This is a genomic window from Streptomyces sp. NPDC007945 (genome assembly GCF_042958885.1).
Lineage (GTDB): Bacteria > Actinomycetota > Actinomycetes > Streptomycetales > Streptomycetaceae > Streptomyces.
The window spans coordinates 80,957-107,615 of record NZ_JBIBJV010000012.1; the positions used below are offsets into that span (position 1 = coordinate 80,957).

Annotated in this window: 30 protein-coding genes; 16 read left to right on the plus strand and 14 right to left on the minus strand. The window is 74.6% G+C overall.

Annotated elements, in window-relative coordinates; all coding sequences use genetic code 11:
- Position 1 precedes the first annotated feature (1 nt).
- Positions 2-727 carry a transporter substrate-binding domain-containing protein gene (locus tag ACFZCF_RS29045; RefSeq protein WP_391289874.1) on the minus strand — a complete coding sequence of 242 codons (726 nt, stop codon included), beginning with the start codon at positions 725-727 and terminating at the stop codon, positions 2-4.
- A 306-nt stretch (positions 728-1,033) separates the two neighbouring features.
- On the opposite strand from ACFZCF_RS29045, the gene ACFZCF_RS29050 reads away from it, so the two are divergent.
- From ACFZCF_RS29050 to ACFZCF_RS29070, 5 genes are all read left to right on the plus strand, one after another.
- Positions 1,034-1,213, plus strand: coding sequence for a hypothetical protein (locus ACFZCF_RS29050; protein WP_189951076.1), 180 nt, complete (start codon positions 1,034-1,036; stop codon positions 1,211-1,213).
- A 97-nt stretch (positions 1,214-1,310) separates the two neighbouring features.
- Complete coding sequence (locus tag ACFZCF_RS29055; protein WP_391289877.1) at positions 1,311-1,874, plus strand: MauE/DoxX family redox-associated membrane protein; 564 nt, start codon at positions 1,311-1,313, stop codon at positions 1,872-1,874.
- Positions 1,875-1,926: 52 nt separating this feature from the next.
- Positions 1,927-2,466 carry a TlpA family protein disulfide reductase gene (locus tag ACFZCF_RS29060; protein ID WP_388438508.1) on the plus strand — a complete coding sequence of 180 codons (540 nt, stop codon included), beginning with the start codon at positions 1,927-1,929 and terminating at the stop codon, positions 2,464-2,466.
- The gene (locus ACFZCF_RS29065; protein WP_391289879.1) at positions 2,463-4,319 is read left to right on the plus strand and encodes an ATP-binding cassette domain-containing protein; all 1,857 of its coding nucleotides are present in this window, start codon (positions 2,463-2,465) and stop codon (positions 4,317-4,319) included. The genes ACFZCF_RS29060 and ACFZCF_RS29065 overlap by 4 nt, the downstream gene beginning before the upstream one ends.
- A 10-nt stretch (positions 4,320-4,329) precedes the next feature.
- Positions 4,330-4,785 carry a S26 family signal peptidase gene (locus tag ACFZCF_RS29070; protein WP_391289881.1) on the plus strand — a complete coding sequence of 152 codons (456 nt, stop codon included), beginning with the start codon at positions 4,330-4,332 and terminating at the stop codon, positions 4,783-4,785.
- Positions 4,786-4,797: 12 nt separating this feature from the next.
- On the opposite strand, the gene ACFZCF_RS29075 is transcribed toward ACFZCF_RS29070, so the two are convergent.
- The 3 genes from ACFZCF_RS29075 to ACFZCF_RS29085 are packed head-to-tail and all read right to left on the minus strand — an operon-like array spanning position 4,798 to position 8,249.
- A complete protein-coding gene (locus ACFZCF_RS29075) occupies positions 4,798-6,321 on the minus strand; it encodes a PTS transporter subunit EIIC (protein ID WP_391289882.1) in 1,524 nt (507 codons plus the stop codon).
- 36 nt (positions 6,322-6,357) lie between these two features.
- Positions 6,358-7,302: an N-acetylmuramic acid 6-phosphate etherase gene (murQ, locus tag ACFZCF_RS29080; protein ID WP_388438497.1), complete on the minus strand. Its 945-nt coding sequence runs from the start codon at positions 7,300-7,302 to the stop codon at positions 6,358-6,360.
- 26 nt (positions 7,303-7,328) lie between these two features.
- Positions 7,329-8,249: a MurR/RpiR family transcriptional regulator gene (locus tag ACFZCF_RS29085; protein WP_388438494.1), complete on the minus strand. Its 921-nt coding sequence runs from the start codon at positions 8,247-8,249 to the stop codon at positions 7,329-7,331.
- 101 nt (positions 8,250-8,350) lie between these two features.
- On the opposite strand from ACFZCF_RS29085, the gene ACFZCF_RS29090 reads away from it, so the two are divergent.
- Together ACFZCF_RS29090 and ACFZCF_RS29095 are read left to right on the plus strand one after the other, a co-directional pair.
- Positions 8,351-8,707 (plus strand): hypothetical protein, encoded by a 357-nt coding sequence (locus ACFZCF_RS29090; RefSeq protein WP_031015735.1) that lies wholly within the window; start codon positions 8,351-8,353, stop codon positions 8,705-8,707.
- A gap of 28 nt (positions 8,708-8,735) precedes the next feature.
- Positions 8,736-9,008: a DUF4031 domain-containing protein gene (locus ACFZCF_RS29095; protein ID WP_388438491.1), complete on the plus strand. Its 273-nt coding sequence runs from the start codon at positions 8,736-8,738 to the stop codon at positions 9,006-9,008.
- Positions 9,009-9,090: 82 nt separating this feature from the next.
- Here the strand turns inward: ACFZCF_RS29095 and ACFZCF_RS29100 are convergent, their stop codons facing one another.
- Both ACFZCF_RS29100 and ACFZCF_RS29105 read right to left on the minus strand, forming a co-directional pair.
- Positions 9,091-10,305 (minus strand): Cmx/CmrA family chloramphenicol efflux MFS transporter, encoded by a 1,215-nt coding sequence (locus ACFZCF_RS29100; RefSeq protein WP_391289984.1) that lies wholly within the window; start codon positions 10,303-10,305, stop codon positions 9,091-9,093.
- 236 nt (positions 10,306-10,541) lie between these two features.
- On the minus strand, positions 10,542-11,222 hold the full coding sequence (locus ACFZCF_RS29105; protein WP_391289886.1) for a hypothetical protein: 681 nt from the start codon (positions 11,220-11,222) through the stop codon (positions 10,542-10,544).
- Between the two features lie 179 nt (positions 11,223-11,401).
- On the opposite strand from ACFZCF_RS29105, the gene ACFZCF_RS29110 reads away from it, so the two are divergent.
- The 3 genes from ACFZCF_RS29110 to ACFZCF_RS29120 all read left to right on the plus strand — a co-directional run bounded on the left by ACFZCF_RS29110 (position 11,402) and on the right by ACFZCF_RS29120 (position 13,905).
- Positions 11,402-12,841, plus strand: a complete 1,440-nt coding sequence (locus ACFZCF_RS29110; RefSeq protein ID WP_391289888.1) for an MFS transporter — start codon at positions 11,402-11,404, stop codon at positions 12,839-12,841.
- A 141-nt stretch (positions 12,842-12,982) separates the two neighbouring features.
- On the plus strand, positions 12,983-13,294 hold the full coding sequence (locus tag ACFZCF_RS29115; protein ID WP_391289890.1) for a DUF2087 domain-containing protein: 312 nt from the start codon (positions 12,983-12,985) through the stop codon (positions 13,292-13,294).
- Positions 13,291-13,905, plus strand: a complete 615-nt coding sequence (locus tag ACFZCF_RS29120; protein ID WP_391289892.1) for a LysE family transporter — start codon at positions 13,291-13,293, stop codon at positions 13,903-13,905. The genes ACFZCF_RS29115 and ACFZCF_RS29120 overlap by 4 nt, the downstream gene beginning before the upstream one ends.
- Before the next feature lie 48 nt (positions 13,906-13,953).
- On the opposite strand, the gene ACFZCF_RS29125 is transcribed toward ACFZCF_RS29120, so the two are convergent.
- From ACFZCF_RS29125 to ACFZCF_RS29135, 3 genes are all read right to left on the minus strand, one after another.
- Positions 13,954-14,649, minus strand: a complete 696-nt coding sequence (locus ACFZCF_RS29125) for a TetR/AcrR family transcriptional regulator C-terminal domain-containing protein (RefSeq protein WP_391289894.1) — start codon at positions 14,647-14,649, stop codon at positions 13,954-13,956.
- A complete protein-coding gene (locus ACFZCF_RS29130; RefSeq protein WP_391289896.1) occupies positions 14,636-15,043 on the minus strand; it encodes a hypothetical protein in 408 nt (135 codons plus the stop codon). Before ACFZCF_RS29130 ends, ACFZCF_RS29125 begins: the two co-directional genes overlap by 14 nt.
- A 94-nt stretch (positions 15,044-15,137) precedes the next feature.
- Positions 15,138-16,346: a serine hydrolase gene (locus ACFZCF_RS29135; RefSeq protein WP_391289897.1), complete on the minus strand. Its 1,209-nt coding sequence runs from the start codon at positions 16,344-16,346 to the stop codon at positions 15,138-15,140.
- Between the two features lie 274 nt (positions 16,347-16,620).
- On the opposite strand from ACFZCF_RS29135, the gene ACFZCF_RS29140 reads away from it, so the two are divergent.
- Entirely contained in the window at positions 16,621-17,247 is a 627-nt protein-coding gene (locus ACFZCF_RS29140) for a histidine phosphatase family protein (protein ID WP_388438468.1), read from the plus strand.
- 181 nt (positions 17,248-17,428) lie between these two features.
- Here ACFZCF_RS29140 and ACFZCF_RS29145 read toward each other — a convergent pair whose 3' ends face one another.
- The 3 genes from ACFZCF_RS29145 to ACFZCF_RS29155 form a co-directional block, all read right to left on the minus strand.
- Positions 17,429-17,710: a metal-sensing transcriptional repressor gene (locus ACFZCF_RS29145; protein WP_391289900.1), complete on the minus strand. Its 282-nt coding sequence runs from the start codon at positions 17,708-17,710 to the stop codon at positions 17,429-17,431.
- Between the two features lie 32 nt (positions 17,711-17,742).
- A complete protein-coding gene (locus ACFZCF_RS29150) occupies positions 17,743-20,010 on the minus strand; it encodes a heavy metal translocating P-type ATPase (RefSeq protein WP_388438462.1) in 2,268 nt (755 codons plus the stop codon).
- A gap of 92 nt (positions 20,011-20,102) precedes the next feature.
- Complete coding sequence (locus tag ACFZCF_RS29155) at positions 20,103-20,387, minus strand: heavy-metal-associated domain-containing protein (RefSeq protein WP_388438938.1); 285 nt, start codon at positions 20,385-20,387, stop codon at positions 20,103-20,105.
- A gap of 244 nt (positions 20,388-20,631) precedes the next feature.
- Between ACFZCF_RS29155 and ACFZCF_RS29160 the strand changes: the two genes are divergently transcribed.
- Both ACFZCF_RS29160 and ACFZCF_RS29165 read left to right on the plus strand, forming a co-directional pair.
- Entirely contained in the window at positions 20,632-21,603 is a 972-nt protein-coding gene (locus tag ACFZCF_RS29160; protein ID WP_388438459.1) for a hypothetical protein, read from the plus strand.
- Positions 21,604-21,654: 51 nt separating this feature from the next.
- Positions 21,655-22,347 (plus strand): copper homeostasis protein CutC, encoded by a 693-nt coding sequence (locus ACFZCF_RS29165; protein WP_388438457.1) that lies wholly within the window; start codon positions 21,655-21,657, stop codon positions 22,345-22,347.
- A 26-nt stretch (positions 22,348-22,373) separates the two neighbouring features.
- Here the strand turns inward: ACFZCF_RS29165 and ACFZCF_RS29170 are convergent, their stop codons facing one another.
- Both ACFZCF_RS29170 and ACFZCF_RS29175 read right to left on the minus strand, forming a co-directional pair.
- A complete protein-coding gene (locus ACFZCF_RS29170) occupies positions 22,374-23,186 on the minus strand; it encodes a hypothetical protein (protein ID WP_391289904.1) in 813 nt (270 codons plus the stop codon).
- Between the two features lie 338 nt (positions 23,187-23,524).
- Positions 23,525-23,776, minus strand: a complete 252-nt coding sequence (locus tag ACFZCF_RS29175; RefSeq protein ID WP_391289906.1) for an HD domain-containing protein — start codon at positions 23,774-23,776, stop codon at positions 23,525-23,527.
- Positions 23,777-23,817: 41 nt separating this feature from the next.
- Between ACFZCF_RS29175 and ACFZCF_RS29180 the strand changes: the two genes are divergently transcribed.
- From ACFZCF_RS29180 to ACFZCF_RS29190, 3 genes are all read left to right on the plus strand, one after another.
- On the plus strand, positions 23,818-24,102 hold the full coding sequence (locus ACFZCF_RS29180; RefSeq protein ID WP_391289908.1) for a hypothetical protein: 285 nt from the start codon (positions 23,818-23,820) through the stop codon (positions 24,100-24,102).
- Positions 24,103-24,189: 87 nt separating this feature from the next.
- Positions 24,190-25,092 (plus strand): phosphotransferase, encoded by a 903-nt coding sequence (locus ACFZCF_RS29185; RefSeq protein WP_391289910.1) that lies wholly within the window; start codon positions 24,190-24,192, stop codon positions 25,090-25,092.
- Between the two features lie 152 nt (positions 25,093-25,244).
- On the plus strand, positions 25,245-26,645 hold the full coding sequence (locus tag ACFZCF_RS29190) for a hypothetical protein (protein ID WP_391289913.1): 1,401 nt from the start codon (positions 25,245-25,247) through the stop codon (positions 26,643-26,645).
- Positions 26,646-26,659: the final 14 nt, after the last annotated feature.

Below are 26,659 nucleotides of genomic sequence, written 5' to 3' on the forward strand. Positions count from 1 at the left end.
GTCACGGGGCCACCAGGGCCGGGTCCTGGTGGGAGCGGCGCAGGGCGTCGGTGACGAAGCCGTTCTTCTTCAGCTCCTCGACGACGGCGGTGAGGTAGGCGATCGTCTCCGGGGCCCTGTTCCTCGTGGTGCCGACGGCCTGCCGGATCTCCATGAAGCGGCCGTCGATCAGGCGGACTTCGGGGTGGGCGGCGACGTACGCGGCCATGGGCTGGCGGATGCCGGCGCCTGCCTCCAGGTCCAGGGTGCGGAAGACCTCGACGCCCTCGGCGCCCCGGACGACGGTCGCGCGGGTGAGGGTGCGGGTGAGGTGGAGGTCGTAGGCCGAGCCCTGCTTGACGCCGACGCGGACGCCGGGGGCGTCCACGTCCTCGACGGTGACGAGCGGCGAGTCGCGGGGGACCGCGTACACGCCCTCGATGACGACGTACGGCGAGGTGAAGGCGACCTCCTTCTCGCGGGCGGGGTCGACGGCGAGGAAGCAGAGGTCGGCGCGGCCGTCGGCCATCGCCTCGAACGACTTGCGCGCCGCGTCGAAGCAGAGCGTCTCGACGGGGAGGGCGAGGCGCCGGCCGATCTCCGCGGCGAGGTCGACCGTGATGCCGGCGGGTGCCTCCGGCGTGCCCTGGGCGAGCACCGGGTTCCCGAGGTTGACGGAGGCCCGCAGGGTGCCGGTGGGGGCGAGATCGGCGGCGATCGCGGCGAGGTCGTGGTGGGTGGTCGTCATGGTTGCGGAGTCTAAGACGGCGTCAGCTCCCGTCGGGGCATCTGGTTCCGGCCATGCGCACGTGCTTTCGGAAGCTTGAATTCCATATGGCGGTGAACGCTCCGGATGAATGGTTCTTCTCCCGTACCTCCCTGACCTCGCGATTCGCCTGCGTGGTTCCTGTGCGGCGACGAAGATCGGAGTTGGTCTAGACATGTATTCCGAGGGGCGGGTAAATTGCGGGACGCGAGTTCTCGTGAACGTTTGCACGACCCGAAAATCCATCTCCATCATGTGAGGGATCCTATGGTCAAGGCAATTGTCGGCATGGCGGACCGACTTCTCGGACGCGTTCTCCGCGAGGAGAGCGCCGAGGCGTACTGCGCCTGCCCCGCGGGCGGCAGCAGCTGGTGCTCCGGCTCCACGCTCTACGTCAAGGTCTGCTGTTCCTGGAACTGCGCGGCGGCGCCCACCTGCGTCACCAAGTCGTACCCGGGCGACTGCTGACCGCCTCCCGCACCCCTCGGTGCACCCTCCTCCCCGCCGCCGCCCCGCGCGGCCCGGGGCGGAGGGCCCGGCCGGACCGGACGACGGAGGAACGACCGTGACCGACCCCCTGATCCTCGCCTTCCGCTGCGTCGTCGCCGTGGTCTTCGCGGCCTCCGCGCTGGGCAAGGCGCGCGCCCCGGGCGCGTTCCGCACCAGCGTCCGCGAGATGCGGATCGTGCCGCTGTCGGCGCTCGGCCCGGTCGCCGTCGCCGTGCCCGTCCTGGAAGTGCTGCTCGCCGTCGCCGTCTGGGTGCCGGCCCTCACCACCTGGGCCTTCGTCCTCTCCTTCGGTCTGATCGCGGTCTTCACCGCGGCCCTGGCCTCGGTCCTGCGCCGCGGGATCGACACCTCCTGCTCCTGCTTCGGCGCCTCCCGGACCCGGGTCGGGCCCGCGCACCTCGTCCGCAACGCCGCCCTCCTGGCGGCGACCGCCACCGGCTTCGCCGCCTCGCTCGCCGCGGGCGGCCCCGGGCCCGTCCCGGTGGCCGGCTCCCTCGACCCCGCCGGCGCCCTCGTCGGCCTGTTCGGCGCGGTCTGCGTGAGCGCGCTCGTCCTCTCCACCGACCTGCTCGCCGGCGTCCTGTCGGGAACCGGCGGAACCGGCCGGCGGACCTCCTGACCACCCGACCGCCCCCTCCGCATCCGCCGCGAACCCAAGCGAGGCCCTTCCCATGCTCGTCGCCGCCGTCGTGCTGATCGGCTGTCTCTCCGTCTTCAACCTCTTCCTGCTGCTCGCCCTCGCGCGCCGCACCTCCGGCTCCGCCGGGAATTCCGGTGAATACGTCTCCGACGCACCGGAGAACACCCTTCCCGACGGTTCTCCCGTCCCCGAATTCCACGCCCACGCGCATTCCGGAGAAGAGATCGACCGGAATTCCGTCGCGAACGGATCCGTCATCGGATTCCTCTCCACCACCTGCACCCCGTGCGTCGAGCAGGCGCCGGAATTCGCCGCCATGGCGAAGGACTTCCCGGGTGGCCGGGACCATGTGCTCGTCTTCCTCAAGGGCGGCGGTCCCGAGCGGCAGCGGATGATCGAACTGCTCGACCCGGTCGCCCGCGTCGTCACCGAGGCCGCCGGCACCGGAGGCGCCTCCGCCTCCTTCGGCATCGTCCGCTGGCCCAGCTACCTCGACGTCGACGCCGAGGGCCGGATCAGCGACCGCGGCCAGGTCGCCCCCGCCGCCCCCACGGCCTCCGCCTCCCGGTGAAGCGGCAGCCGAGGGCGGACGTGCTCGGTGCCGGGCGAACCGCCGCGGCGCTCGCCTGGCGGGCCGGGCGCGGCGCGCTCCTGCTCTACCTGGCCGGGAGCGTCGTCGCCGGACTGCTGCCCGCCGCCGCCGCGCTCCTCGTCCGCGAACTCTTCGACGCCATCACCCAGCACCGGCCCCCGGACGCCCTCGTCCGCGTCGCCGTCCTGCTGGTCGCCGTCGGCCTCGGGGTCGCGCTCGTCCCCGCCGTCACCGACTTCCTCCGCGAGCAGCACGCCCGCCGCGTCCAACTCCGCGTCCAGGACGAGCTGTTCGAGGGTGTCAACCGGCTGCCCGGGTTGCGGCACTTCGAGGACCCGTCCTTCCAGGACGAGCTGCGGCTCGCCCAGGAGGCCGGCTCCTCCGCGCCCGGCATGCTCATCGGCTCGGCCGTCGGCGGCGTGCAGGCGCTGGTGACCTTCCTCGGCTTCCTGATCACCGTCTGCGTCCTCAACCCGCTGCTCGGAGCGCTCACCGTCGTCATGGCGCTGCCGACCTTCCGGACCCAGCTCACCGCCGGCCGCCGGCGCGCCGCCGTCATCCGGGACATCGTGGCGCGCAGCCGCCGCCAGATGTTCTACGCGAGCCTGCTCACCGACACCGACGCGGTGAAGGAGATCCGGCTCTTCGGGCTCCAGGACCACTTCAAGGACCGGGCCCGGGCCGAACTGGCCGCGGCCTCCGAGGCCGAGCGGCGCACCGAACTCCGCAACCTCCTCAGGGGAGTCGGGCCGTCCGTGCTCGGCGTCGCCGTCTACGGCGTCGGCCTCGTCTGGGTCGTCAGGGCCGTCGGCGCCGGCACGCTCTCCGTCGGCGACGTCTCCGTCTTCCTCGCCGCCACCGCCGCCATCCAGACCGGCGTCGGCCAGCTGGCCAACACCGGCAGCAACGCCTACCAGGCACTCCTCACCTTCGTGTCCTACCGGGCCCTGCGGGACCTCGCCCCCGACCTGCGGCAGCTGGACGGGCCCGCCGAGGAGCCGCGCCCGCTGCGGTCCTCGATCACCTTCGAGAACGTCTGGTTCCGGTACGACGACTCCTCGCCGTGGGTGCTGCGCGGGGTGGACCTGACGCTCACCGCCGGCGCGGCGACCGCCCTCGTCGGACTGAACGGCGCGGGCAAGAGCACCCTGGTGAAGCTGCTGTGCCGGCTGTACGACCCCACCGAGGGCCGGATCCTGTGGGACGGCACCGACATCCGCCGCTTCACCCCGGACGAGTACCGCCGCCGGATCGGCGTCGTCTTCCAGGACTACGGCCGCTACGACCTCACCGCCGGCGAGAACGTCGGCCTCGGCCGGCTCGACCGGGCCGGCGACCGCGGCGCCGTCACCGCGGCGGCGCGGGCCGCGGGCGTCCACGACCGGCTCACCCGGCTGCCCGCCGGCTACGACACCCTCCTCAGCCGGATCTTCGTCCCGGACGCGGAGCAGGGCGGCCCGGGCCCGTCGTTCGCCGGCCAGTCGCTCTCCGGCGGCGAGTGGCAACGGGTCGCGGTGGCGCGGGCGTTCATGCGCGCCGACGCCGACCTGCTGATCCTCGACGAGCCCAGCGCCGGCCTGGACGCGGAGGCAGAGAAGGAGATCCACGACAGCCTGCGCACCCTGCGGGAGGGCGCGACCGGCGTGGTCGTCTCGCACCGGCTCGGTGCCGTCCGCGACGCCGACCGCATCGTCGTCCTCGGCGACGGCCGGGTCGTCGAGGAGGGCACCCACGGCGCGCTGATGGCACGCGGCGGCCGGTACGCGGAGCTGTTCACCCTCCAGGCCGACGGCTACCGTACCGACGCGCCGGGCGCGGTGCCGGTGCCCTGAGGAGGCCGACGTGGACCTGTACGTGTTCCTGGGCGCCGCCGCCGTTCCCGCCCTGCTCCTGGTGCTGCTGCGCCGCTTCCTGTCCCGGCTCCGGATCAACGGGCCCAGCATGATGCCGGCCCTGCGGGACGGGCAGCGGGTCCTGGTCGTCCGCGGGGGCGCGGCCCGGCTGCGTACCGGACGGATCGTCGTCGTCGCCCCGCCCGAGGGCCTCGTCCGCCCCCGCCCGGGCGCCGGGCCGGCGGTCCGGCCGCCGCTGGTGGTGAAGCGGGTCGCCGCGCTGGCCGGGGAACCGGTCCCGCCCGAGGTGTGCGCCGCCGCCGGAGTCCCCGACGGCGCGCTCGTCCCGCCCGGCCGGATCGCCCTCCTCGGCGACAACCCCGCCTTCAGCACCGACTCCCGCTTCTGGGGCCTGCTGCCGGTGTCCAGCGTCGTCGGCGTCGTCGTCGAACGGGACACGCCCTAGACACCGGGAGCGTCAGAGCTTCGCGGGCTCCGGGTCGGGCTCGGGGTCGCGGCCGGGGGATCCCGGGCCCGCGGCCCCGGTGCCGGCGGTCACCGGCGGGGAGCCCGGCACCGCCTCCGTGTCCACGTCGAACTCCTCGATCAGCTCGCGGCCGAGGCCCCAGAAGTAGGTGGCGGTGAAGCCCGCGAGGTAGCCGACGAGCAGGCCGCCCGCGTAGATCGCGAGGGTCGTGCCGAGGCCCTGGTCGCCGTCGAGGAGCGGGAAGAGCGCCCAGCCGGAGGGGCCGATCGCGGTGGAGCCGACCTTGTCGCCCAGCATGCTGAAGAGGCCGACGAAGCCGCCGCCGAACGCGCCGCCGACGCAGGCCGTGACGAAGGGACGGCCCAGCGGCAGGGAGACGCCGTAGATGAGCGGTTCGCCGACGCCGAGGAAGCCGGCCGGGAGGGCGGACCTGATGGTGCGGCGGAGGGAGCCGTTGCGGGGCAGCCTCAGGTAGACGGCCATGGCCGCGCCGACCTGGCCCGCGCCCGCCATCGCCAGGATCGGGAGGAGGACGGTGTAGCCCTGCTGTTCGATGAGGGTGGTGTGGATGGGGATCAGGGCCTGGTGGAGGCCGAGCATCACCAGCGGCAGGAAGAGGCCGCCGAGGAGGAAGCCGGCGCCGGCGCCCGCGTGCGCCAGGAGCCAGTCGGCGAAGCCGCCGATGCTCCGCGAGACCTCGCCCGCGACGAACATCAGGCCGTAGAGCGTGACGAGGCCGGAGACGAGCACCGTGAGCGTCGGGGTGACCAGGACGTCCAGGGACTCCGGCACCCAGCGGCGGCACCACCTCTCCACGTACACGGCGAGCACGGCCGCCCCCAGCGCGCCGAGGACACCGCCCTGGCCGGGGGAGAGGGCCTGGCCGAAGACCTCGACCTTGGCGACGCCCGCGAAGACGATGATCGCGGCGACCGCGCCGCCGAGGATCGGCGTGCCGCCGAACTCCTTCGCGGTGTTGAAGCCGACGAAGACCGCGATGAGGGCCATGAAGCCGCTGGCGACGGCGGCGAGCGCCGGGGTGATCCCGGGCAGCAGACCGAGGTTGACCAGCAGGCCGTTGAGGCCGGCGATGATGCCGCAGCCGATGAGGGCCGGGATCAGCGGGACGAAGATGTCGGCGACCCTGCGGAGGAAGAGCTTGAAGGGGGTCGCGTTCTTCGCCTTCCGGGCCGCCCTGAGGGCGGCTCCCTTGTCGGCCAGCTCCTCGGCGGAGCGCGCGGGCGCCTCCGCCGCCCCCTCGGCCACCAGGGCCTCGAAGGCGGGGGTGACCCGGGCGACCGTGCCCGGGCCGAGGACGATCTGGTACGTGTCGTCCTCCACCACGCCCATCACCGACGGCAGGGCCTTGAGGGCCTCGTCCCGGACGAGCGAGCGGTCGCGCAGACCCAGCCGGAGGCGGGTCATGCAGTGGGCCACGGAGGAGATGTTCCCGGCGCCGCCGACGAGGGGGAGGATCGCGGCGGCGATGGCGCGGTTCTTGTCGTCTGTGCTCATGTGCGGTGGTGCCTTCGGTACGGGGGCGGGGGCGGCTCAGGGGGTCGCGTGCAGCGCCGCGCGCAGGTGGCCGTGGGACTCCTCCAGGCGGCGGGCCGCGGTGGCGGCGTCGACGTCGGCGAGGATGATCAGGATGGCGTTCTTCACCTCCCCCTCGGCGGCGGTGAGGGCGGCCTCGATCTGCTCGTCGGGGGCGCCGGTCGCGAGCGCCACGATGCGGCGCGAGCGGGCCCGGAGCTTCTCGTTGGAGGCGCGGACGTCGACCATGAGGTTTCCGTAGGTCTTGCCCAGGCGGATCATGGTGATCGTCGAGATCATGTTGAGGACCAGCTTCTGGGCCGTGCCGGCCTTCAGGCGGGTGGAACCGGTGAGGAGTTCGGGGCCGGGGACGACCTCGATGCCGTGCTCGGCGGCCGCGGCGAGGGCGCTGTCCGCGTTGCAGGAGAGCCCGATGGTGAGCGCGCCCAGGCTCCGGGCGTGTTCGACGGCGCCGACGGCGTACGGGGTGCGGCCGGAGGCGGAGATGCCGACGACGGTGTCGTCCGGGCCGACGCCGAGCGCGTCGAGGTCGGTGGCCGCCAGCTCCCGGGAGTCCTCGGCGCCCTCCACGGACTGGACCATCGCCGAGGGGCCGCCCGCGATCAGGCCGACGACCTGGGAGGGGTCGGTGTTGAAGGTGGGCGGACACTCGCTGGCGTCGAGGACGCCGAGCCGGCCGGCGGTGCCGGCGCCGAGGTAGAGGAGGCGGCCGCCGCGGGCCATCCGCTCGGCGGTGGCGTCGATGGCGGCGGCGATGGCCGGGAGCGCGCGGGCGACGGCGGCGGGGACGGACTGGTCCTCGCCGTTCATGGTGCGGGCGATCTCCAGGGTGGACAGCCGGTCGATCTCGGCCAGTTCGGGGCGGAACGCCTCGGTGGTGAGGGTGGCCAGCTGGGCGCGGAGCTCGGAGTACGTGGTGGACACGGGCGGCTGCTCTTTCATGGTCGTGGCGTGGTCCGGTCGGGGGGTCAGCGGGTCGTCCGGGGCGCGTGCCGGTGGGCGAGGGCTTCGTACGAGGCCGCGAGGGCCGGGGCCGCGGTCTCGTACGTGCGCTGCGTGACGCAGGTGAACAGGCAGTCCACGACCAGGAGTTGGCTGGTGCGGGACGACATGGCGGCCGGTCGGAGCTCGCTCTCGCGGGCGGTGGAGGTGGTCAGCACGTGGTCGGCGTACTGGCTGACGGGGCCGTCGGGGCGGCCGGTCATCGCGACCGTGGTGGCGCCGTGCTCGAAGGCCACCCGGAGCGGTTCTATGACGTCGCCGGTGGAGCCGGAGTGGGTGATGGCGAGGGCGACGTCGCCGGGGCGGAGCTGCACGGCGTTGGTGACGGCGAGGTGCGGGTCGCTGTGGGCGTGGGCGATCAGCCCGATCCGCAGCAGCTTCTGCGCGAGGTCCTGGGCGACGAGACCGGAGGCGCCGACGCCGTAGACGTCGATGCGGCGGGCGGCGGCGCAGGCGGCGGCGACGGCGCCGAGCTGCACGGTGTCGAGGGCGGCGGCGGTGTCGGCGAGGGTCTGCCGCTCGTCGTGGGCGAGCTTGGCGACGACGTCGGCGACCGGGTCGTCGACGGCGATGTCGGCGGTGACGGAGGGGGCGCGGCCGGACTGCTGGTGGGCGGCCAGCCCGGCGAGGGCGAGCCGCAGGTCGCGGTAGCCGGGGTAGCCGAGGATCCGCGCGGTGCGGACCACGGTGGCCTCGCTGGTGCCGGTCAGCTCGGCGAGACCGGTGACCGTGAGGGCGGCGCACCCGGCGGGGTCCCCGGCGACGGCCTCGGCGACCCGCTGCATGGAGCGGGTCATGGACGGGGAGAGGGTGCGCACCTTGGCGGCGAGGGCGGCGGGGGCGGGAGGTGCCTCCCCGTTGAAAGTTTCCTTCACGTCATTGGTCACATGTGAAAGATAGTTTCACCCCCGGACGCGGACAAGGCCTCGTGCGCCCCGGGGTGACGGGCGGCCTTCGCCCTTCCGGGCGGCCGGGGGACAATGGCCCCATGGACGACATCGACCCCGTGGAGCAGGCGCTGCACGCCGCGCGCGCCCTGGTGCTGGCCGACCTCGCGGCCCGTGACGTGGCCGCCGCGCAGGTCGTGTCGATGGTGGAGGACGCGGTGACGCACCGCCGCTGGTGGGTCGAGCAGTGGCCCGAGGGCGTGGAGTACGTCGCGGGCCTCGTCGCCCAGGACGTGCAGGACGCCCTCCTGGAGGCCTACGGCCGCTGGCCCCTCTGCCCCGTCTGCTCCTCCGGCGACCCGCACGCCCTCGACGTCGAACCCGAACTGGGCCCGGACCCCCACTGGGTCTGCGGCAAGCAGGGCGTGGTGGTGGCCCGGGTGGGAGGCCTGACGTGAGGGCCGCCCCCGGTACGGGACCCCGCCGATGACCCTGTACATCGACCCGCCGACCTGGCCGGGCCACGGCCGCATGTGGTCCCACCTCGTCAGCGACGTCTCCTTCGAGGAGCTCCACGCCTTCGCCGCCGACCTCGGCGCCCCCGCCCGCGGCTACGACCGCGACCACTACGACATCCCGGCCGACTGGTACGACAGGGCCGTCGCGGCCGGCGCGGTCCCGGTCGGCTCCAAGGAACTCCTCCGCCGCCTCACGGAAGCGGGGCTGCGCCGGCCTAAGGGGCGACCGGCCCGGGGGTGATCCGGCCCGGGGGGTGACCCGGCCCGGGGGGTGACCCGGGCAGGGGCGGCCCAGGGCGACGGGGTCCGGTCGGCCGCGGGCGTCAGCCCTGGTGGTGGTAGGCCCGTCGTTCGGCCGGGGCCGCCTGGGCGCCGGTCACCACGCGGGACTTCTTCGTGCGGGTGAGGCGGAGGGCGACGGCGGCCGTGGTGAGGGCCAGGAGGGTCATCGCGGCGCCTGCCCAGGCGGGGGAGGCGTAGCCGAGGCCGGCGTCGATGACGGTGCCGCCGAGCCAGGGGCCGCCGGTGTTGCCGAGGTTGAAGGCGGCGGTGGTGGTGGCTCCGGCCAGGGTGGGGGCGGCGCCGGCGACGTCGAACATGCGGGCGTTGAGGGCGGGGGCCGTGAAGAAGGCCGAGACGCCGAGGAGGAACGCCAGGGAGACGGTCGCCGCGGGGACGGAGGCGAAGAGGGCCAGGGCCACCAGGAAGGCGGTGGAGGCCGTGATGCCGGTGAGGAGGACGCCGAAGAGGTGGGCGTCGGCCAACCGGCCGCCGATCACCGTGCCGATCAGCGCGCCGACGCCGAAGAGGGCCAGGACGCCGGAGACCCAGGACCCGCCCAGGCCCGAGACGTCGGTGAGCAGCGGGGCGAGGTAGGAGAAGGCGCAGAAGACGCCGCCCGCGGCGAGCGCGGTGACCGTGATCGAGAGGAGGACCTGGCGGTCCCGGTAGATCGCGAGCTCCCGCCTGAGGCGGGGCTTCGTCTCCGGGAGGGGGAGGTGCGGGATGCGGGTGACGACGCCGGCGAGGGCGATCGCGGAGGCGGCGCCCACGGCCCAGAAGGCGGAGCGCCAGCCGAGGTGCTCGCCCAGGAAGGCGCCGGCCGGGACGCCCAGGACGTTGGCTATGGAGAGGCCGCCGATCATGACCGCGAGGGCGCGGGCCCGGCTGTCCGCCGGGACCATCGCGATGGCGACGGCCGCGCCCACCGCCCAGAAGCCGGCGCAGGCGAGGGCGCTGACGACGCGGGACGCGAAGAGGATCCCGTAGCTCGGGGCGAGCGCGCCGGCGATCTGCGAGAGGCCGAAGACGGTGATCAGGGCGACCAGGGTCGTCTTGCGGGGGAGGCGGAGGGTGGCCACCGCGAGCAGCGGGGCGCCGACGACCATGCCGATGGCGAAGGCGGAGATGAGCAGTCCGGCCTGCGGGATGGAGACGTCCATGTCCTCCGCGACGGCCTGGAGGAGGCCGGAGAGCATGAACTCGCTCGTGCCGAGCGCGAAGACGGAGAGGCCGAGGACGTAGACGGCCAGGGGCATCCGGGGCGTGGCGGGGGCGGGGTCGGCGGAGGGAGACGGCATGAGATGCGTCAACCGGTGATTCGCCCCTTTGATTCCGGGGGCGCGGGCCTTCTCGCGATCCGAGACGCCGGGCCGGGACGCCGGGTCCGGCCGAGACGCCGGGCCGGGTTCCGGGTGGCGACGCCGGGCCGCCACGTCGGGCCGCGGCGCCCGGCCGGGGGGTGCCACGGCCGGGCGTCGTGCGGCGTCGGGGTTCAGCCGCCCGCGGTCAGTTCCGCGAGTTCCTTCTCCAGGTTCTCGCGGGCCTGTGCCTCCCAGGCCGCCGCGCCGTAGGGGGTGCGGAAGAGGCGGGGGAGGGCGAGGAGGTGACGGAGGACGGCGGCGCGGCCTTCGCGGAAGGCGTCGTCGGGGACGAAGGCGTACTCCTCGCGGACGGCCGCCGCGTACCCCCGGTAGGTGTCGGGGTCGGTGGCGAGGATCGCGAGGTCGGCGTCGCAGAGGGTCTCGCCGTTGAGGTCGCCGGGGGCCGGGTCGTGGGTGACGGTGAGGCGGACCAGGCGGGCCACCTCCGCGACCTCGTGCGCGGTCAACCCGGCTTCCGTCAGGGCGCGTTCGGCGAGGTGGGCGGAGCGCTCCTCGTTCTCGGAGCGGTCGGGGCGGTAGACGGCGTCGTGGAACCAGGCGGCGAGGCGGACGAGTTCGAGCTCACCGCCCTCGCCGCCCAGGTCGGTGAGCTCGTCGATCCGGTCGAGGACCGCCCGCAGGTGGGCGGTGGTGTGGTAGCGGCGCTGCGGTTCGGCCCAGCGGTCGAGCAGGTCCCGGCCGTACGGGGTGGGGTCGGGGCCCGCGTGGCCGGCGCGGGCGGCGAGCAGGGTGGCGTTCCAGCGCCGGAGGAGGTCGCCGGTGTCGGTCGCGCTGTCCTCGGTTGCGGTCATGGGCGCATTGTGCCCGGTCCTGGCGTCCGTTCCGAGTGCCCGGATCACGGGCCACGACGGCGTGTCCCCGTCGGCCTTACATACCCCCCATGGGTATGTTACGGTGCTCCGCGAAGGTACCCCCTAGGGGTATGTGAACGGCCTGGGCCACCGGTCGGCCGCGAGTGAAGGGCAGTGCGATGTCGAACGTCAACCCCCGGCGCTGGTGGGCACTCCTCGTGCTCGCCACCGCCCAGTTCATGGTCATCATGGACACCTCGATCATCGGAGTGGCGCTCCCCGAGATGCAGAAGGACCTCGGGTTCTCGCAAGGCGAGCTCCAGTGGGTCTTCAACGCCTACGTGATCGTCTTCGGCGGTCTGCTGCTCCTCGGCGGACGCCTCTCCGACCTCGTCGGAGCCCGGAGGATCTTCGTCACCGGCTGGTCCGTGATGATCGCCGGCTCGGTCCTCGCAGCCGCCGCGCAGACCGCCTGGGTCGAGATCGCGGGCCGCGCCGTGCAGGGCGTCGGCGGCGCGCTCATCGCGCCCTCCGCGATGACCCTCCTGATGATGCTCTTCATGCACGACCCGAAGGAGCTCGGCAAGGCGATGGCGCTCTACGGCGCCGCGGCCCCCGCCGGCGGCACCGCGGGCGTCTTCCTCGGCGGCGTCTTCACCGAGTGGGCCTCCTGGCAGTGGGTCTTCCTCGTCTACATCCCCATCGGCCTGGCGACCCTCGCCGCCACCCGGCTCCTCCCGGAGGTCGGGTCCCGCCGCGGCTCCGTCGACGTCCTCGGCGCCGCCGCCGTCACCGCCGGCCTCGCCCTCGCCGTCTTCGCCGTCGTCCGCGCCCCCGAGGCCGGCTGGGGCTCCACCGGCACGATCCTCCAGCTGACCGGCGCCGCCGTCCTCCTCGCGCTGTTCCTCGTCGTCCAGAAGTCCGTCCGCGAGCCGCTCATGCCGCTCGGCGTCTGGCGGGTCCCGCGCCTCGGCTCCGCCAACCTGGCGATGACGCTGCTCGGCGCCGCGTGGATCCCCATGTGGTACTTCCTCAACCTGTACCTCCAGCAGGTCCTCGGCTACGGGGCCTTCGCCTCCGGCGCCGCGCTGCTCCCGATGACCGTGCTCCTCATGATCTTCATGACGGCCGTCACCGCCCGCCTGATGGCGAAGGTCGGCGCCAAGCCGCTCATCGGCGGCGGTCTGCTGGTCCTCGCCGCGGGCCTGATCTGGCTCGCCGCCGTCGAGCCCACCGGCACCTTCCTCGTCGACGTCCTGCCCGCCTCGCTCGTCGCCGCGCTCGGCATGTCCCTCGCCTACATCCCGGCGATGATCGCGGCGATGTCCGGCGCCCCGCAGGAGCAGGCCGGTCTCGCCTCCGGCATCGTCAACACCACCTACAACGTCGGTTCCGCGCTCGGCCTCGCCGCCCTCACCGCGGTCGCCACGTCGCAGGGCGCCGACCGGCTCGGCGACCTGCCCCGGCTCACCGAGGGCTTCTCGGCCGCGTTCACCGGCGCGGCCGTCGTCGCCGCGGTCGGCGGCGCCGTCACCCTCCTGGCGATGAGGGGCGACAAGGCCGCGGCCACCGAGACCGCCGCGACGCCCGCCCCGCGGGCCGAGAAGACCACCGCCTGACCGGCGCCCGCGCCGGACCGCGGGGCCGCCCGACGTCCACCCGGACGCCGGGCGGCCCCTTTCCCCCAGGAGTCGCCGCGCGGTGCCGGGCCCGGCGAAAATCCTTTGCGGGGGAACGGGACGGGCGACGACCCTTCCCCCATGAGCAGTCATCCTTCGCCGCGCCCCGTCGCGGACCTCTTCGCCGCCGACGGGCGGCTCGTCGCGATCCCGCGGCGCCCCGCCCGCCGCGAGGCGCTTCTCGCGCACCTCGCCGAGAGCCTCTTCGAGACCGGCCGCGTCTACCGCGAGCCCGAGGTCAACGCGGCCCTGAAGACCGTCCACGAGGACTACCCGGCCCTGCGCCGCCACCTCGTCGTCGGCGGGTTCCTCGCCCGGACGAAGGACGGCGCGGCCTACCACCGACAGCGCCCGGCCGCCGTTCCCGGAGGTGCGACCCCCGCCGTCGCGTGACCGGCGCGGCGGTGGCCGGCCTGCTGGCCGGCTACGGCATCGCGATCCCCGTGGGCGCCGTCGGCGCCCATCTGGTGGCGGTCGCGGCCCGCAGCCCCTGGCGTACGGGGGCGGGCGCGGCGCTCGGCATCGCGGCGGCGGACGGGGTGTACGCCCTGGTCGCGGTCGTCGGCGGGGCCGCGCTCGTACCGCTCCTCGCGCCGGTGGCGACGCCCCTGCGCTGGGCGTCCGCGCTCGTCCTGCTGGCCCTCGCGGCGGCCTCGGCCCGTACCGCGCTGCGCGCCCACCGCGCCGGGACCCCGGCCGAGGAACGCCCGGTGGCGGCACCCCACCGGGCCTTCTGGACCTTCCTCGGCCTCACGGTCCTGAACCCGATGACGGTCCTGTACTTCACGGCCCTCGTCCTCGGCGGCCACGCGACGACGGGCCCGGCCGAGGGGGCCGTCTTCGTCGCCGCGGCCTTCGCCGCCTCGGCGAGCTGGCAGCTGCTGCTCGCCGCCACCGGCACCCTTCTGGGCCACGCCCTGACGGGCGCCCGCGCCCGGCTCCTCACGGGCCTGGCGTCGAGCGCCCTCATCGCGGTCCTCGCGGTGGGCCTGATGGTGCGGTGACCGGGTAGGGCCGGACCAGGACGTGCGCGGCGCCCGGGAAACCGATCCTCAGCGGTTTCGTTTCTCCCGGGCGTCGCGGGCGGTCCCGTACCGGGCCAGGAACAGGTCCACTCCCGAGCCGATCGTCCGCTCCAGCTCGGCGTCGTCGATCTCCGCCTCCGGCGAGAAGGTCCGCACGAGCTGCGGCACCCCGACGGTCGCCGCGACGAGCTGCCGCACCGCCAGCTCCGGGTCCGGCACGTCGAGGACCCCGCGGGCGTCGAGTTCGGTGACGGCCTCGACGAGCGGGCCGTTGTTCGTGTCGTGGCTGACGCGGCACCAGAGCCGGCCCAGCTGCGGGAAGCGGTCGATCTCGCCGATGACGAGCCGCCGCAGCGACATGATGTCCGGCCGCAGCAGGATCCGCGCCCAGTCCGTCGTCAGCCGCACCAGGGCGGCGCGCAGGTCGGGCGCGGCGGCGAGGGCGGAGTCGGCCGGCTCCAGGTCCGCGTACGTCTTCGGGAGCACCCCGCCGACGACCGCGAGGAACAGCCGCTCCTTGCTGCCGAAGTGCTTGTAGATCGTCGCCTTCGACACCCCGGACCGTGCGGTGATGGCGTCCATCGACGCTGCCGCGTACCCCTCCGCGAGGAACTCCGCAAGCGCCGCGTCGAGGATCGCCCGCCGCTTGCGGGAGGCGGCGTCCGCGGGGTCCGGGATGACGGGGATCCCGTACGCGGCGAGGACGTCCTCAGTGGCGGCCATGGGATGCGTCCTGGCGGTGGGGAAGTGGCGTACCAGTAGAGGAACCACGGCCGCGCCGCGCCGGGGCGAGGGCCTGCAGCGCGACGGCCGTGAGACCCGCGCCCGCGGCGAGGACGGCGCCGCGCGAACGCCAGGACAGGGCCGACCACCGGGACTCCGCCGACAGCAGCGAGCCCAGGCTCGCCCAGGAGCCGACCGAGAGCACGGAGGCCGCGGAGCCGACCGAGCCGACGGACAGGAAGGAGCCCACCGAGCCGACGGACAGGAAGGAACCGACCGAGCCGACGGACAGGAAGGAGCCCACCGAGCCGACCGACAGCGTCGAGCCGACCGACCCGATGGACAGGAACGAGTTCCGCGAACCGACGGACCGGCGAGAAGAGTCAGCGCTCATGGCCCGATCGTAGGCACGGCCACCCGTCCGGCGCAGGCCGCACGGGACTTCCCGCCCGCGCCCTCCCGCCCGCGGCCCTCGCGCGGGGCGGCCGTCAGCCGCGCGGGGTGACCGAGCCCGCGTACACGTTCTTCGGCGTGATGACCTCGGTGACGGCCCTCGCCACCAGCGTGGACGGCTCCTGGCCGCCGCTGAGCGCGTCGGTGTTGAGCATCACGACGAGCGTGGCCTTCTGGGACGGCAGGTAGACCGTGACGGTCTCGTAGCCGGGCAGGGAGCCGTTGTGGCCGATCCAGCCGTTGGTGTTCAGGATGCCGAGGCCGTACGAGGTGCCGGGGAAGCCCGTCGGGAGGGTCTTGAGGCGCTGTGCCTGGGTGGCGGGGCTGAGGAGTTCGCCGGTGGCGACGACCTTCGCCCAGCGGTGCAGGTCGTCGAGGTCCGAGATCATCCCGCCGGCCGCCCAGGCCCAGCTCGGGTTCCAGTCGGTGGCGTCGGCGACGGCGCCGCTGAGCGTCTGGTCGGTGTAGCCGCGCGGGTGCGGCTCGGGGAACTCGGCGCCCTTCGGCAGGAACGAGTGCCGCAGTCCGGCCGGCCGGATGACCCGCTCGTGCAGGACCTTCGCGAGGGGCCGGCCGGTGACCTTCTCGATGACGAGGCCGAGGAGGACGAGGTTGGAGTTGGAGTACTGGAAGGTGGCGCCCGGCCGGAAGGTGTTCGGGTGCCGGTAGCCGTACGACAGCAGCTCCCACGGGGTGTACGGCCGCTTCGGGTCGCTCAGCATGTCGCGGAGGAAGTCCTGGTCGGCGGTGTACGGGAAGAGGCCGCTGCGCATCCCGGCGAGCTGCCGCAGCGTGATCCGGTGGCCGTTCGGGACGCCCCGGACGTAGTCGTCGATCGGGTCGTCCAGCCCGACCTTCCCCTCGTCGACGAGCTGGAGGAGCGCGGTGACGGTGAAGGTCTTCGTCTCGCTGCCGATCCGGATGTACCCGTCGGCGGACATCGGCCGGCCGGTCCGCTTGTCCGCGACCCCGGTGGCCCGGACGTAACAGCCCTTCCCCGGCATCCGGACGCCGACGACGAGCCCGGGGATCCCGGCCTGCCGCCGGACCTTCTCGACGGTCGCGTCGAGCCGCTCGGCCGTGGCGGGCGGCAGCCCGTCGCCGCCCCGGCAGTCGCCCTCGCCGCCGTGGCGGAGCGGTACGGGGGCGGGGGCCGCGGTCGCCGGGAGCGCGGAAGGCGCGGGGGCGGCGGCCGCGAGGAGCAGGGCGGTGGCGAGGAGCCGGCGGGGGGTACGTCGTCGCATGGGGGAGCGCCTTCCAGGGGCGGACGGGAGCGAGTCGCAGGGGGGACGGGTGCGCGCGGCCTCGGGTGCGCGCGCTGCCAGATCAGCACCGGCGGCCGCACCGCCGCGCCGCCCGCCGCCGGGAGCGGGGCGAGTCCACTCGTTCGGCGCCGCCCGGTCCGCGCCGCCCACCCCCGGTCGGCGCAGCGCCCGCGCCCCGCAACCGGCGGGGGCCGGTGCGCGTCCCCGACGGAGACCGCCAAGATCGTTCCTCCGGCACGGAAGGCACCCCTCCATGAGCAGCAGCACGGCCGACCGCTTCCTCTACGTCACCCGGCACGGCGAGGCCACGCCCGACGAGAGCGGGCTGACGGAGGCGGGGCGGCGGCAGGCGGTGCTGCTCGGGGAGCGGCTCCGGGGCGTGCCGCTGGCGGCCGTCCACCACGGGCCGCTGCCCCGCGCCGCGGAGACGGCCCGGCTGATCGGCGAACGGCTCGACGGCGTGCCCGTCGGCGCCCTGGAGGAGGCCGGCGACTACGTCCCGTACGTGCCCTCCCGGGAGGAGCTGCCGGCCGAGGCGGCCGACGCGATGCTCGGGTTCCTGGAGCGCGTCCCGGCACCGGAGCGGGCGCGTGGCGCGGAGCTGGCGGCGGAGGCGGTCGCGCGCTTCACCGGGCCGGTGGAGGGGGACGAGCCGCGCCACGAGCTGCTCGTCACCCACAACTTCCTCGTCGGCTGGCTGGTGCGGGCGGCGCTCGGCGCGCCGGCCTGGCGGTGGATGGGCGTGAACCAGGCGAACGCGGCGCTGACGGTGATCCGTTACGCCCCCGGCCGCCCGCCGGCCGTCCTCGTCCTCAACGACACCCGGCACCTCCCCGACGACCTCCGCTGGACCGGCTTCCCCCCGGCGCTCCACGTCTGACCCCGCGTCGACTCCACGCGAAGCGCCCGAGAAACGGCGACCGCCCGTCGTACGGCGACGGTCCCTCCTACGGCGACCGTCCCTCGTACAGCCACCGCCCCTCGTACGGCGACCGCCCCCGGACGAGGCGGCCCGTCGGTGCGGGTTCCTCGTGCGGGGGCGGTCGGGGGCGGCGGTCGTGTCAGGTCCGGATCAGGCGGGCGATCGCCTTCGACGCCTCGCCGACCTTCTCCCTCGCCTCGTCGCCGCCGACGGCGATCGCCTCCGTGACGCAGCAGGCGAGGTGTTCGTCCAGGAGGGCGACGGCGCAGGACTGGAGGGCGGCGTTGATGGCCGAGACCTGGGTCAGGACGTCGATGCAGTAGGTGTCCTCGTCGACCATCCGCTGCACTCCCCGGACCTGTCCCTCGATCCGCCGGAGCCTTCGGATGACGTCTTCCTTGTGCGGGGTGTATCCGGCCATGGCGTGCTCCCGTCGGGTCGAGGGTCCGGAGGTCACCTGTCGGCGGCCTGGAAGCCGCGCAGCCGCAGGCTGTTGCCGACCACGAAGACCGAGGAGAAGGCCATCGCGGCTCCGGCGATCATCGGGTTGAGCAGTCCGGCGGCGGCCAGCGGCAGGGCGGCCACGTTGTAGGCGAAGGCCCAGAAGAGGTTGGACCGGATGGTGCCGAGGGTCTTGCGGGAGAGCCGGATGGCGTCCGCCGCGGCCCGCAGGTCGCCCCGTACGAGGGTGAGGTCGCCGGCCTCGATGGCGGCGTCCGTGCCGGTGCCCATCGCGAGCCCCAGGTCGGCCTGGGCGAGCGCGGCGGCGTCGTTGACGCCGTCGCCGACCATGGCGACCGAACGGCCCTCGGCCTGGAGGCGCTTGACCACGTCGACCTTGTCCTGCGGCATGACCTCGGCGATGACCTCGCCGATGCCGACCTCGGCGGCGACGGAGTCGGCGACCGCCCGGTTGTCGCCGGTCAGCAGGATCGGGGTGAGCCCGAGGGCCTTGAGGCGGCGGATCGCCTCCGCGCTGGTCTCCTTGATCGCGTCGGCGACCTCCAGGACCGCGCGGGCCTCCCCGTCCCAGGCGACGGCGATGGCCGTCCTCCCGGCCTTCTCGGCGGCGTCCTTCGCGGCCTTGAGGTCCGCGGGCAGCTCCATCGCCCACTCGTCGAGGAGCTTCTCGCGGCCGACGAGGACGGCGTGGCCGTCGACGACGCCCTGGACGCCGAGACCGGGGACGTTGGCGAAGTCCTCGGGGGCGGGCAGGGGGCCGACCCGGGCGGCGGCGCCGGCGGCGACGGCCTGGGCGATCGGGTGCTCGGAGGAGTGCTCCAGGGCGCCGGCGAGGCGCAGGACGTCGGTCTCGTCGGTACCGGCGGCGGTGTGGACCTCCAGGAGGGTCATCCGGCCGGTGGTGACGGTGCCGGTCTTGTCGAGGACGATGGTGTCGACCTTGCGGGTGGTCTCCAGGACCTCGGGTCCCTTGATGAGGATGCCGAGCTGGGCGCCGCGCCCGGTGCCGACCATGAGGGCGGTCGGGGTGGCGAGGCCGAGGGCGCACGGGCAGGCGATGATCAGGACGGCGACGGCGGCGGTGAACGCGGCGGACAGTCCCTGGCCGGTGCCCAGCCAGAAGCCGAGGGTGCCGAGCGAGAGCGCGATGACGATCGGCACGAAGACGGCCGAGATCCGGTCGGCGAGGCGCTGGGCGGCGGCCTTGCCGTTCTGCGCGTCCTCCACCAGCCTGGCCATCCGGGCGAGCTGGGTGTCGGCGCCGACGCGGGTGGCCTCGACGACCAGCCGGCCGCCGGCGTTCAGGGTGGCTCCGGTGACGGAGTCGCCGACGCCGACCTCGACGGGGACGGACTCGCCGGTCAGCATCGACGCGTCCACGGCGGACGAGCCCTCGACGACGGTGCCGTCGGTGGCGATCTTCTCGCCGGGGCGGACCAGGAAGCGGTCGCCGACCTGGAGTTCGGCGGTCGGTACGGTGACTTCCCGGCCGTTCCTGAGGACGGTCACCTCCTTCGCGCCCAGCCGCATGAGCGCCTTGAGCGCGGCGCCGGCCTTCCGCTTCGAGCGGGCCTCGAAGTAGCGGCCCGCGAGGATGAAGGCGGTGACGCCGGCGGCGGCCTCCAGGTAGATGTTCCCGGCGCCGTCGGTGCGGGCGATGGTGAACTCGAAGGGGTGCGTCATCCCCGGCGTACCGGCGGTGCCGAAGAACAGCGCCCACAGCGACCACAGGAACGCGGCGATGGTGCCGACCGAGATCAGCGTGTCCATGGTGGCCGCGCCGTGCCGGGCGTTGGTCCAGGCGGCCCGGTGGAAGGGCCAGGCGGCGTAGACGACGACCGGTGCGGCGAGGGTGAGGCTCAGCCACTGCCAGTACTCGATCTGGAGCGCGGGGACCATCGCCATCGCGATGACGGGGACGGCGAGGGCGACCGCGGTGACCAGCCGCTGCTTCAGGGGCCGCAGTTCGGCGTCGGCCTTCTCCTCGTCGGAGGGGCCGCCCTCGGCGCCGTCGCGCGCGGGGCGCTCCGGCTCCGGCTCGGCGGCGGTGTAGCCGGTGGCCTCGACGGTGGCGATCAGGTCGGCGACCGGGATGTCGGCGGAGAAGGTGACCTTCGCCTTCTCGGTGGCGTAGTTGACGGTGGCCTCGACCCCGTCCATGCGGTTGAGCTTCTTCTCGATGCGGGCGGCGCACGAGGCGCAGGTCATGCCGCCGATGGCGAGCTCGACCTGGGCGGTGCCCGGAGTGGTCGTGGTCATTTCCTGCTCCTCGGTGCGGAGGGGTGGGGACGGAGGGGGCCGGGGCCCGGGCGGCGGTCCGGGTCGGGCCCCGGCGGCTCGTGGGCCCGTGGTCAGGCGCGGCCGGTCAGCTCGTAGCCCGCGTCGTCGATCGCGGCGCCGATGAGGGCGTCGTCGGCGGCGCCGTCGGTGGTGACGGTCACCAGGCCGGTGGCGAGGTCGACGTCCACGGCGAGCACGCCCTCCACCGCGCCGACGGACCGGGTGACCGAGGTCTCGCAGTGTCCGCAGGTCATGCCGGAGACGGCGTAGACGGTGCGGGTGGCCTCGGCGACGGCGACCGCAGTGGTGGCGGCGCCGGTGGAGCAGCTGTGGTCGGGGGTGCAGCAGGAACCCATGTCGTCCTCCATCGTGTGTCCTGGGGCCGGATACCCTCTGGGGGTATCGGCGGTGTGGATCCATGTATACCCCCCGGTGGTATACGACGCAAGTGTCGGATCGACTTGACTTGATACCCCCCAGGGGTATCGTGAGGGAAGTGGAGGGGCGCCGGACCCGCCCCGCTTCCGCACCCGCACCCGCACTCGCGCCCGGTCCCGGACCCGGACCCGGACCCGGACCCGTACAAAGGGGAGAGCAGTCATGAACACCGGAGCAAAGATCACCGCCTTCGCCGCCGCACTCGCCGCGACCTTCGGCGCCGCGTACGGGGTCGGGAAGGGCGTCGGCCCGGTGGACGAGCCCCGCACGGCGGAGCACGCCGACCACGCCACCACCACCCCCGCGCCCACGGCCTCGGCCGGCGGCCACGAGGGGCACGACGAGACCGCTCCCGGCCCGGCCGCCGCCGAACCGCCCGGCGGCCTCCAGGTCTCCCAGGGCGGCTACACCCTCGCCCTGGAGACCCCGGCCCCGCCGGCCGGCCGCAGCACCCTGAAGTTCTCCATCCAGGACGCCACCGGCAAGAAGGTCACCGCCTTCACCACCGAGCACGGCAAGGAGCTGCACTTCATCGTCGCCTCGCGCGACCTGACGGTCTTCCGCCACCTCCACCCCGAGAAGGCCCCCGACGGCACCTGGACCGTGGAGGCCGACCTGCCCCGCGCCGGCGCCTACAAGGCCTTCGCCGACTTCACACCCGCCGCGAAGGGCGCCGAGGCCCTCACCCTCGGCGTCGACCTCGGCGTCCCCGGCGCCTACAGCCCCCAGCCGCTCCCCGCCGCCGCGGCCACCGCCACCGTCGACGACTACCAGGTCCGCCTCGGCGGCACCCTCGACCCCGGCAAGCCCGGTGAGCTGCGCCTCACCGTCTCCAAGGGCGGCCGGCCGGTCACCGACCTGGAGCCGTACCTCGGCGCGTACGGCCACCTGGTCGCCCTCCGCCAGGGCGACCTCGCCTACCTCCACGTCCACCCGAACGAGGGCGGCCCCGGCCCCGACGTCTCCTTCACCGCCACCGCGCCCACCCCCGGCACGTACCGCCTCTTCCTCGACTTCCGGCACGAGGGCGAGGTCCGCACGGCCGCCTTCACGGTGAAGGCCGGCGCCCGGACCGCGGCCCCGGCGCCCTCGGAGACGACGGAGCACGATGCGGGAGACCATCCGCACGGCTAGTCTGGTCATTGGACTAGACCTGTAGCCGTCATTCATGGAGGAATGGGCGCAATGAGCAACCGTGCTGTCCTGGAGGTGATCGCCCTCGACGAGCAGGACGCGGTCGCCGCCCAGACCGGGGGCGCCGACCGCCTCGAACTCGTCACCGACATGGCGGCGGACGGCCTCACCCCGTCGACGGCCAGCTTCACGGCCATCCGCCGCGCCGTCGACATCCCGCTCCGCGTGATGCTCCGCCTGGCCGACGGCTTCGCCGCCGGAGACGTCGACGCGCTCGTCGCCCGGGCCGCCGAGCTCCGCGCCGCCGGCGCCGACGCGTTCGTCCTCGGCTTCCTCACCGCCGACGGCGCGCCGGACCTCGTCGCCGTCGAACGGCTCATCGCCGTCCTCGACGGCGCCCCCTGGACCTTCCACCGGGCCATCGACCGCGCCGCCGACCGCGACGGCCTGCGCAAGCGCCTCGCCGACCTCCCCGGCCTCGACACCTACCTGACGGCCGGCGCCGCCGGCGGCGTCGACGACGGACTGACCGTCCTCGAAGCCGAGGCCGCCCGCGCCGGCGAACCCGGCTACGAACCCCGGATCCTCGTCGGCGGCGGCCTCCGCCTCGACCACCTGCCGCGACTGCGCGCCGCCGGCCTCACCGCCTTCCACATCGGCGGCGCCGCCCGCCCCCAGGGCTGGGCCGCCCCGGTCTCCGCCGACGCCGTCCGCACCTGGCGCGAGGCGATCGACACCCCCTGACCGGCGGACGGGCCGCCCGAGGCCGCTCAGGCCGCGGGCCTGTCCTTCGCGTGGCGGCACTCCGCGCACAAGGGATCCGGATCGTGCGACCTGACGGCCCGCTCGCATCCGCCGCAGCTCACGAGGGGTGTGAGGGGGAGGCCCGGCGGCGTCTCGGCGGGCAGCGGCGGCGGCAGCAGGTGGGTCAGGCGGTACGCGAGGAAGCGGGCCGGGTGGTGGATGGGTACGTGAGCGGGCGGCAGCGCCGCCGTGAGCGTCCGCGTGACCTGCGCACTCCCGATGCCGAGCGCCAGCCATCCGTCCACGGCGGGCGCGAGCCGCTGCACGTCGCGACGGGACAGCGTCAGCCGGGTGTCGACCGTACGCAGCCGCGCGAGGATCGCGGCGGCGGGCCCGGAGGGAGGCGCGAGCGGCGGCGCATCGGCCCGTACGGCGGCGGGCACGTCCCCGGGTACGGCTCCGCCCCCGGGCACGGCCTCGGTGGGCGGGGACCCGCTGTCGGGCGCGGACCCGCTGTCGGGCGCGACGGCGGGCTGGGAGGTGCCGCGCGTGGGGGCACCGGGCTTGTCGTACCAGACCAGCCGAGTGGCGTACCGCCCGCCGCCGAGCGCCACCCGCCGCCGCTCCAAGTACCCGGCGGCCACCAGCTCGTTGAGGGCCCGCCGGATGGAGATCTCGCCCTCGGGGAGGAGCAGCGCGAGCCTCTTCACGGACACGTCGGCGCCGTCCGGCAGCGACTGGATGCGCACCCCGATCCCGATCGCGAGTCCCGAGAGCGCCGGGTGCTGGGCCAGGTGGTTGCCGACGACGGTGAACCGGTCGCGGTGCCGGTGCCGCACGTGGATCACCCCTGAGCGTGGCGCGTCGGCGGGGATCTCGAACGGAGCGGGGGAAGCGGGCGGGGCCGCGTTAGACTGCGAGACATCCATTGGGAAGGTGCTTTCTTCCTGATCGGTAGGCCCTCGTCAGGATTGCCGTCCTGGCGGGGGCCGATGTGCATATGCGGCTGTCACGGCCGACCGTACCGCACCCGTCCGAGTTCCGGACATTCCGTCACCCGATCGTGTGAGCAGCCCAGTTGGGGGACGGAGGGGGTGGGTTGGTTGGTTTCTTCCCGTCGTTCTTTACAGGGCGTCGAGCACCGCCGGGGCGTGGTGGGCCGCGCCCCGGCCGGGGCTCAGCCCAGAAAAGTCCGCCGCCATTCCAGCGGGGACATCGTCAGCGCGGCTGCGGCGAGTTCGCGCGCGGACGCCGTCTTCAGGCTCTCCAGCGACGTGTCGATCCAGTCCTGGACGAGTGTGTTCCCCTGCGCGCGGTACTCCACCGCCTGCACCAGGCACTCCAGCTTGTCCGCGTCCCGGGCCACGACCGCCTCGGGCGTCCCCTTGGCCTCGTACTCCTCGACCACACGCCGCACCCCGTCACGCACCGCCGGATGCGCGGCTCCATTTGAAAGGGCATGCTCGTGGCATGGCTGACGACGGCACCGGCTTCGCGCCTGGCGACGGCCCCACCAGCGGCCCCTCCGTCACCCTGACCGCCGGCACTCTGCAGGCGATCCGCGAGCGCGTCGGGAAGCGGGGCGTGTCCGCGTACCTGGAGAAGGCCGCGCAACGACAGATCGAGCGGGACGACCTGGACGAGCTGATCGCCGACTTCGACAAGAACCACGGCACCGCCGATCCGGAAGCCGTCGCCGCCAGGCGGGCCAAGCTCACCGGCGACACCTCCTCCGATGTGGGGACGGCTGCGTGAGTGGCGCCCTTCACCTGGACGCCAAGAAGGTCTGAGCGGCAGTCAAATCCGGTGCGAGCCATCGGCCTCGGCCGTTAGCCTCCCGGCATGGCGGACGGAACAGACGAAGAACTCGTACGGAAGCTCGTCCGGGCCCAGTTCCCGCAGTGGGTCGGTCTGGAGGTGCGGCGGGTGGCGTCGGCCGGGACGGACAACGCGATGTTCCGGCTCGGTGACGAGCTCGTCGTACGGCTGCCGAAGGCGGAGTGGGCGGCGGGGCAGGCCGAGAAGGAGCAGCGCTGGCTGCCCCGGCTCGCGCCCGCGCTGCCGCTGCCCGTGCCGGTGCCCGTCGGGGCAGGCGTGCCCGGGGAGGGGTACGGGAGGGCGTGGGGCGTGTACGCGTGGCTGGACGGTGCCGACGCCTGGGCCTCGCCCGTCCTCGACCTCGCCCACGCCGCCGAGGAGTTGGGGCGCTTCGGGGTGGCTCTGCGGGCCGTCGACGCCACCGGCGGGCCCCGGTCCTTCCGAGGCGGGGCCGTCACCGAGTGGGAGGAGGGCGCCTTCGCGCCCGCTGTCGCCGCGCTCGCCGCCGCCGGGCTGCTCGACGAGCGCCGGGCGCTCGACGCCTGGAAGCAGGTCCTGGGCCTGCCCGCGTGGGACCGGGAGCCGGTCTGGCTCCACGGTGACCTGCTGCCCGGCAACCTCCTCACCCGCGACGGGCGGCTCAGCGCCGTCATCGACTTCGGCGGTCTCGGTGTCGGCGACCCCGCCGCCGACCTCCTCCCCGCCTGGACCCTCCTCACCCCCGCCACCCGCCCCCTCTTCCGCGCCGCCTCCGCCGTCGACGACGCCACCTGGGCGCGCGGGCGCGGTTGGGCGTTGTGCTGGGGGATCGTCACCGACCACTACTACGGCGACCTGGGCGGGTCCGGCACCGCTCCCACCCCGAACCCCGTCCTGGCCGCCGTCGCCCGCAGGGCCTGGACCGAGGCCCTCCGCGAATTCGGGTGACGGCCGCGTCACGATCCCGTCCGGTTGTTCCCCGATGAGAGGGAAATAGCAGGTCAGACGGGTTGATCGATGGTTGACAGAGGTTCCGGACCGGGTGAGGGTGACGCTCGCGGCCGGGGTTCGCCCGCCCGCGAACACCAGGGGTGGGACCTTTGAACGACATCCGTACGCGCGCCGAAGCGCTCGTCGCCGCCGGCCGCCCGGCCGAGGCGCGCGGGATCGCCCGGGACGCGCTCGACGCGCACGGGCCCGACGCCGGCCTCTGCCTCGCGCTCGCCCGCGCGCACATGGCGGAGGACGACGACGACCACGACGCCGCCGCCGAACGCGTCTTCCGTGACGCCCTCGACGCCTTCCCCGACGACATCGCACTGCTCGCCGGATACGCCGAACTCTGCGCCCGGTCCGACGGGTTCGACCACCCCGGCCGACGCGCACGAGGCGGGCGGGCCCTCGATCGGCTCCGTGAACTCGCCCCGGACTCGGCGGAGTTGCGCGCCGCCGAGGCGGCCGGGAACTCCGTCTCCGCCGACGCCAGGGACGCCGTCTCGATGCGCCGGACGCAGTCCTTCGACGCGGCCCTCGCCTTCGCCCGGGAGCCCACGCCCGAGGCGGCGGTCGCCCAGGCCGCCCGGTGGGCCGCCGCCGCCCCGTACGACCGGCGGCTCGCCGTCCTCGCCGAGACGACCGCCGCCCTCGCCGCCCCGGGCCGGACCGGGGCCCGCTTCCTGCTGCGCCGGGGCCTCCCGTACCGCCTCGCCGTCGGCGCGGCCGTCACCCTCCTGGTGATCCTGCGCCTCACCGTCCTCCCCGGGATCCCGCTGGGCGTGGCCACGGCCGTCGGGCTCCTCTCCGAACTGCCGTTCCTCGCCCTCCGCAGGCTGCTGAAGACCGCGCGCGACCGCGCCGCGGCGCGGCTGGCGGAGCCCGTACCCGGGGGCGAACCGGGAGAAGGCGGCGGTGCCGTGGCACCCGAGCTGCCGCCCGTCCCGCGCCTCACCCGCCGTGAAGGCCTCTACGCCGGAGCCGGGGCGGCCCTCCTGCTGCTCGTCTGCGGGACGGCGTACGGCACCTACACCGCGTACCCGCGCTACGAGCTGGTCGCCCACGCCGAGTTCCGCGGCCTGGCCGGCGACGAACTCGGAGGCCCCCGCGGGCCTCGGCCGGAGGACGGAGTCGAGGACTCGGTCTTCCGGATGTACGGCTTCGAGTCCGGCCCCGAGGACGGCGGCCGGCTCGTCGTCTACGCGGCCGTCGGCGACTTCCACCAGGTCAGGGCCCGGGACGTGGGCGGCGCCGCCGGCATGCTCGGCGCCCTGCGGGACACGGCCGACGTCCGCGAGGACTGGGCCGCCGAGCCCGGGGCCCGCGGCGGCTGGACGCGGTGCGCCCGCGTCGTCGACGCCCAGGGGCTCCGCCAGGCCGTGTGCCTGTGGGCCGACAAGGGGAGCCTCGGCTCCGTGGGCTTCGTCGCCGAGCACATGGGCCGGGCCGAGATCGAGGAACTGGCCGCGGAGGTCCGCGAGTCCTTCGTCCGGCCCGTCGGCGGCTGACACCCCCGGCGGGG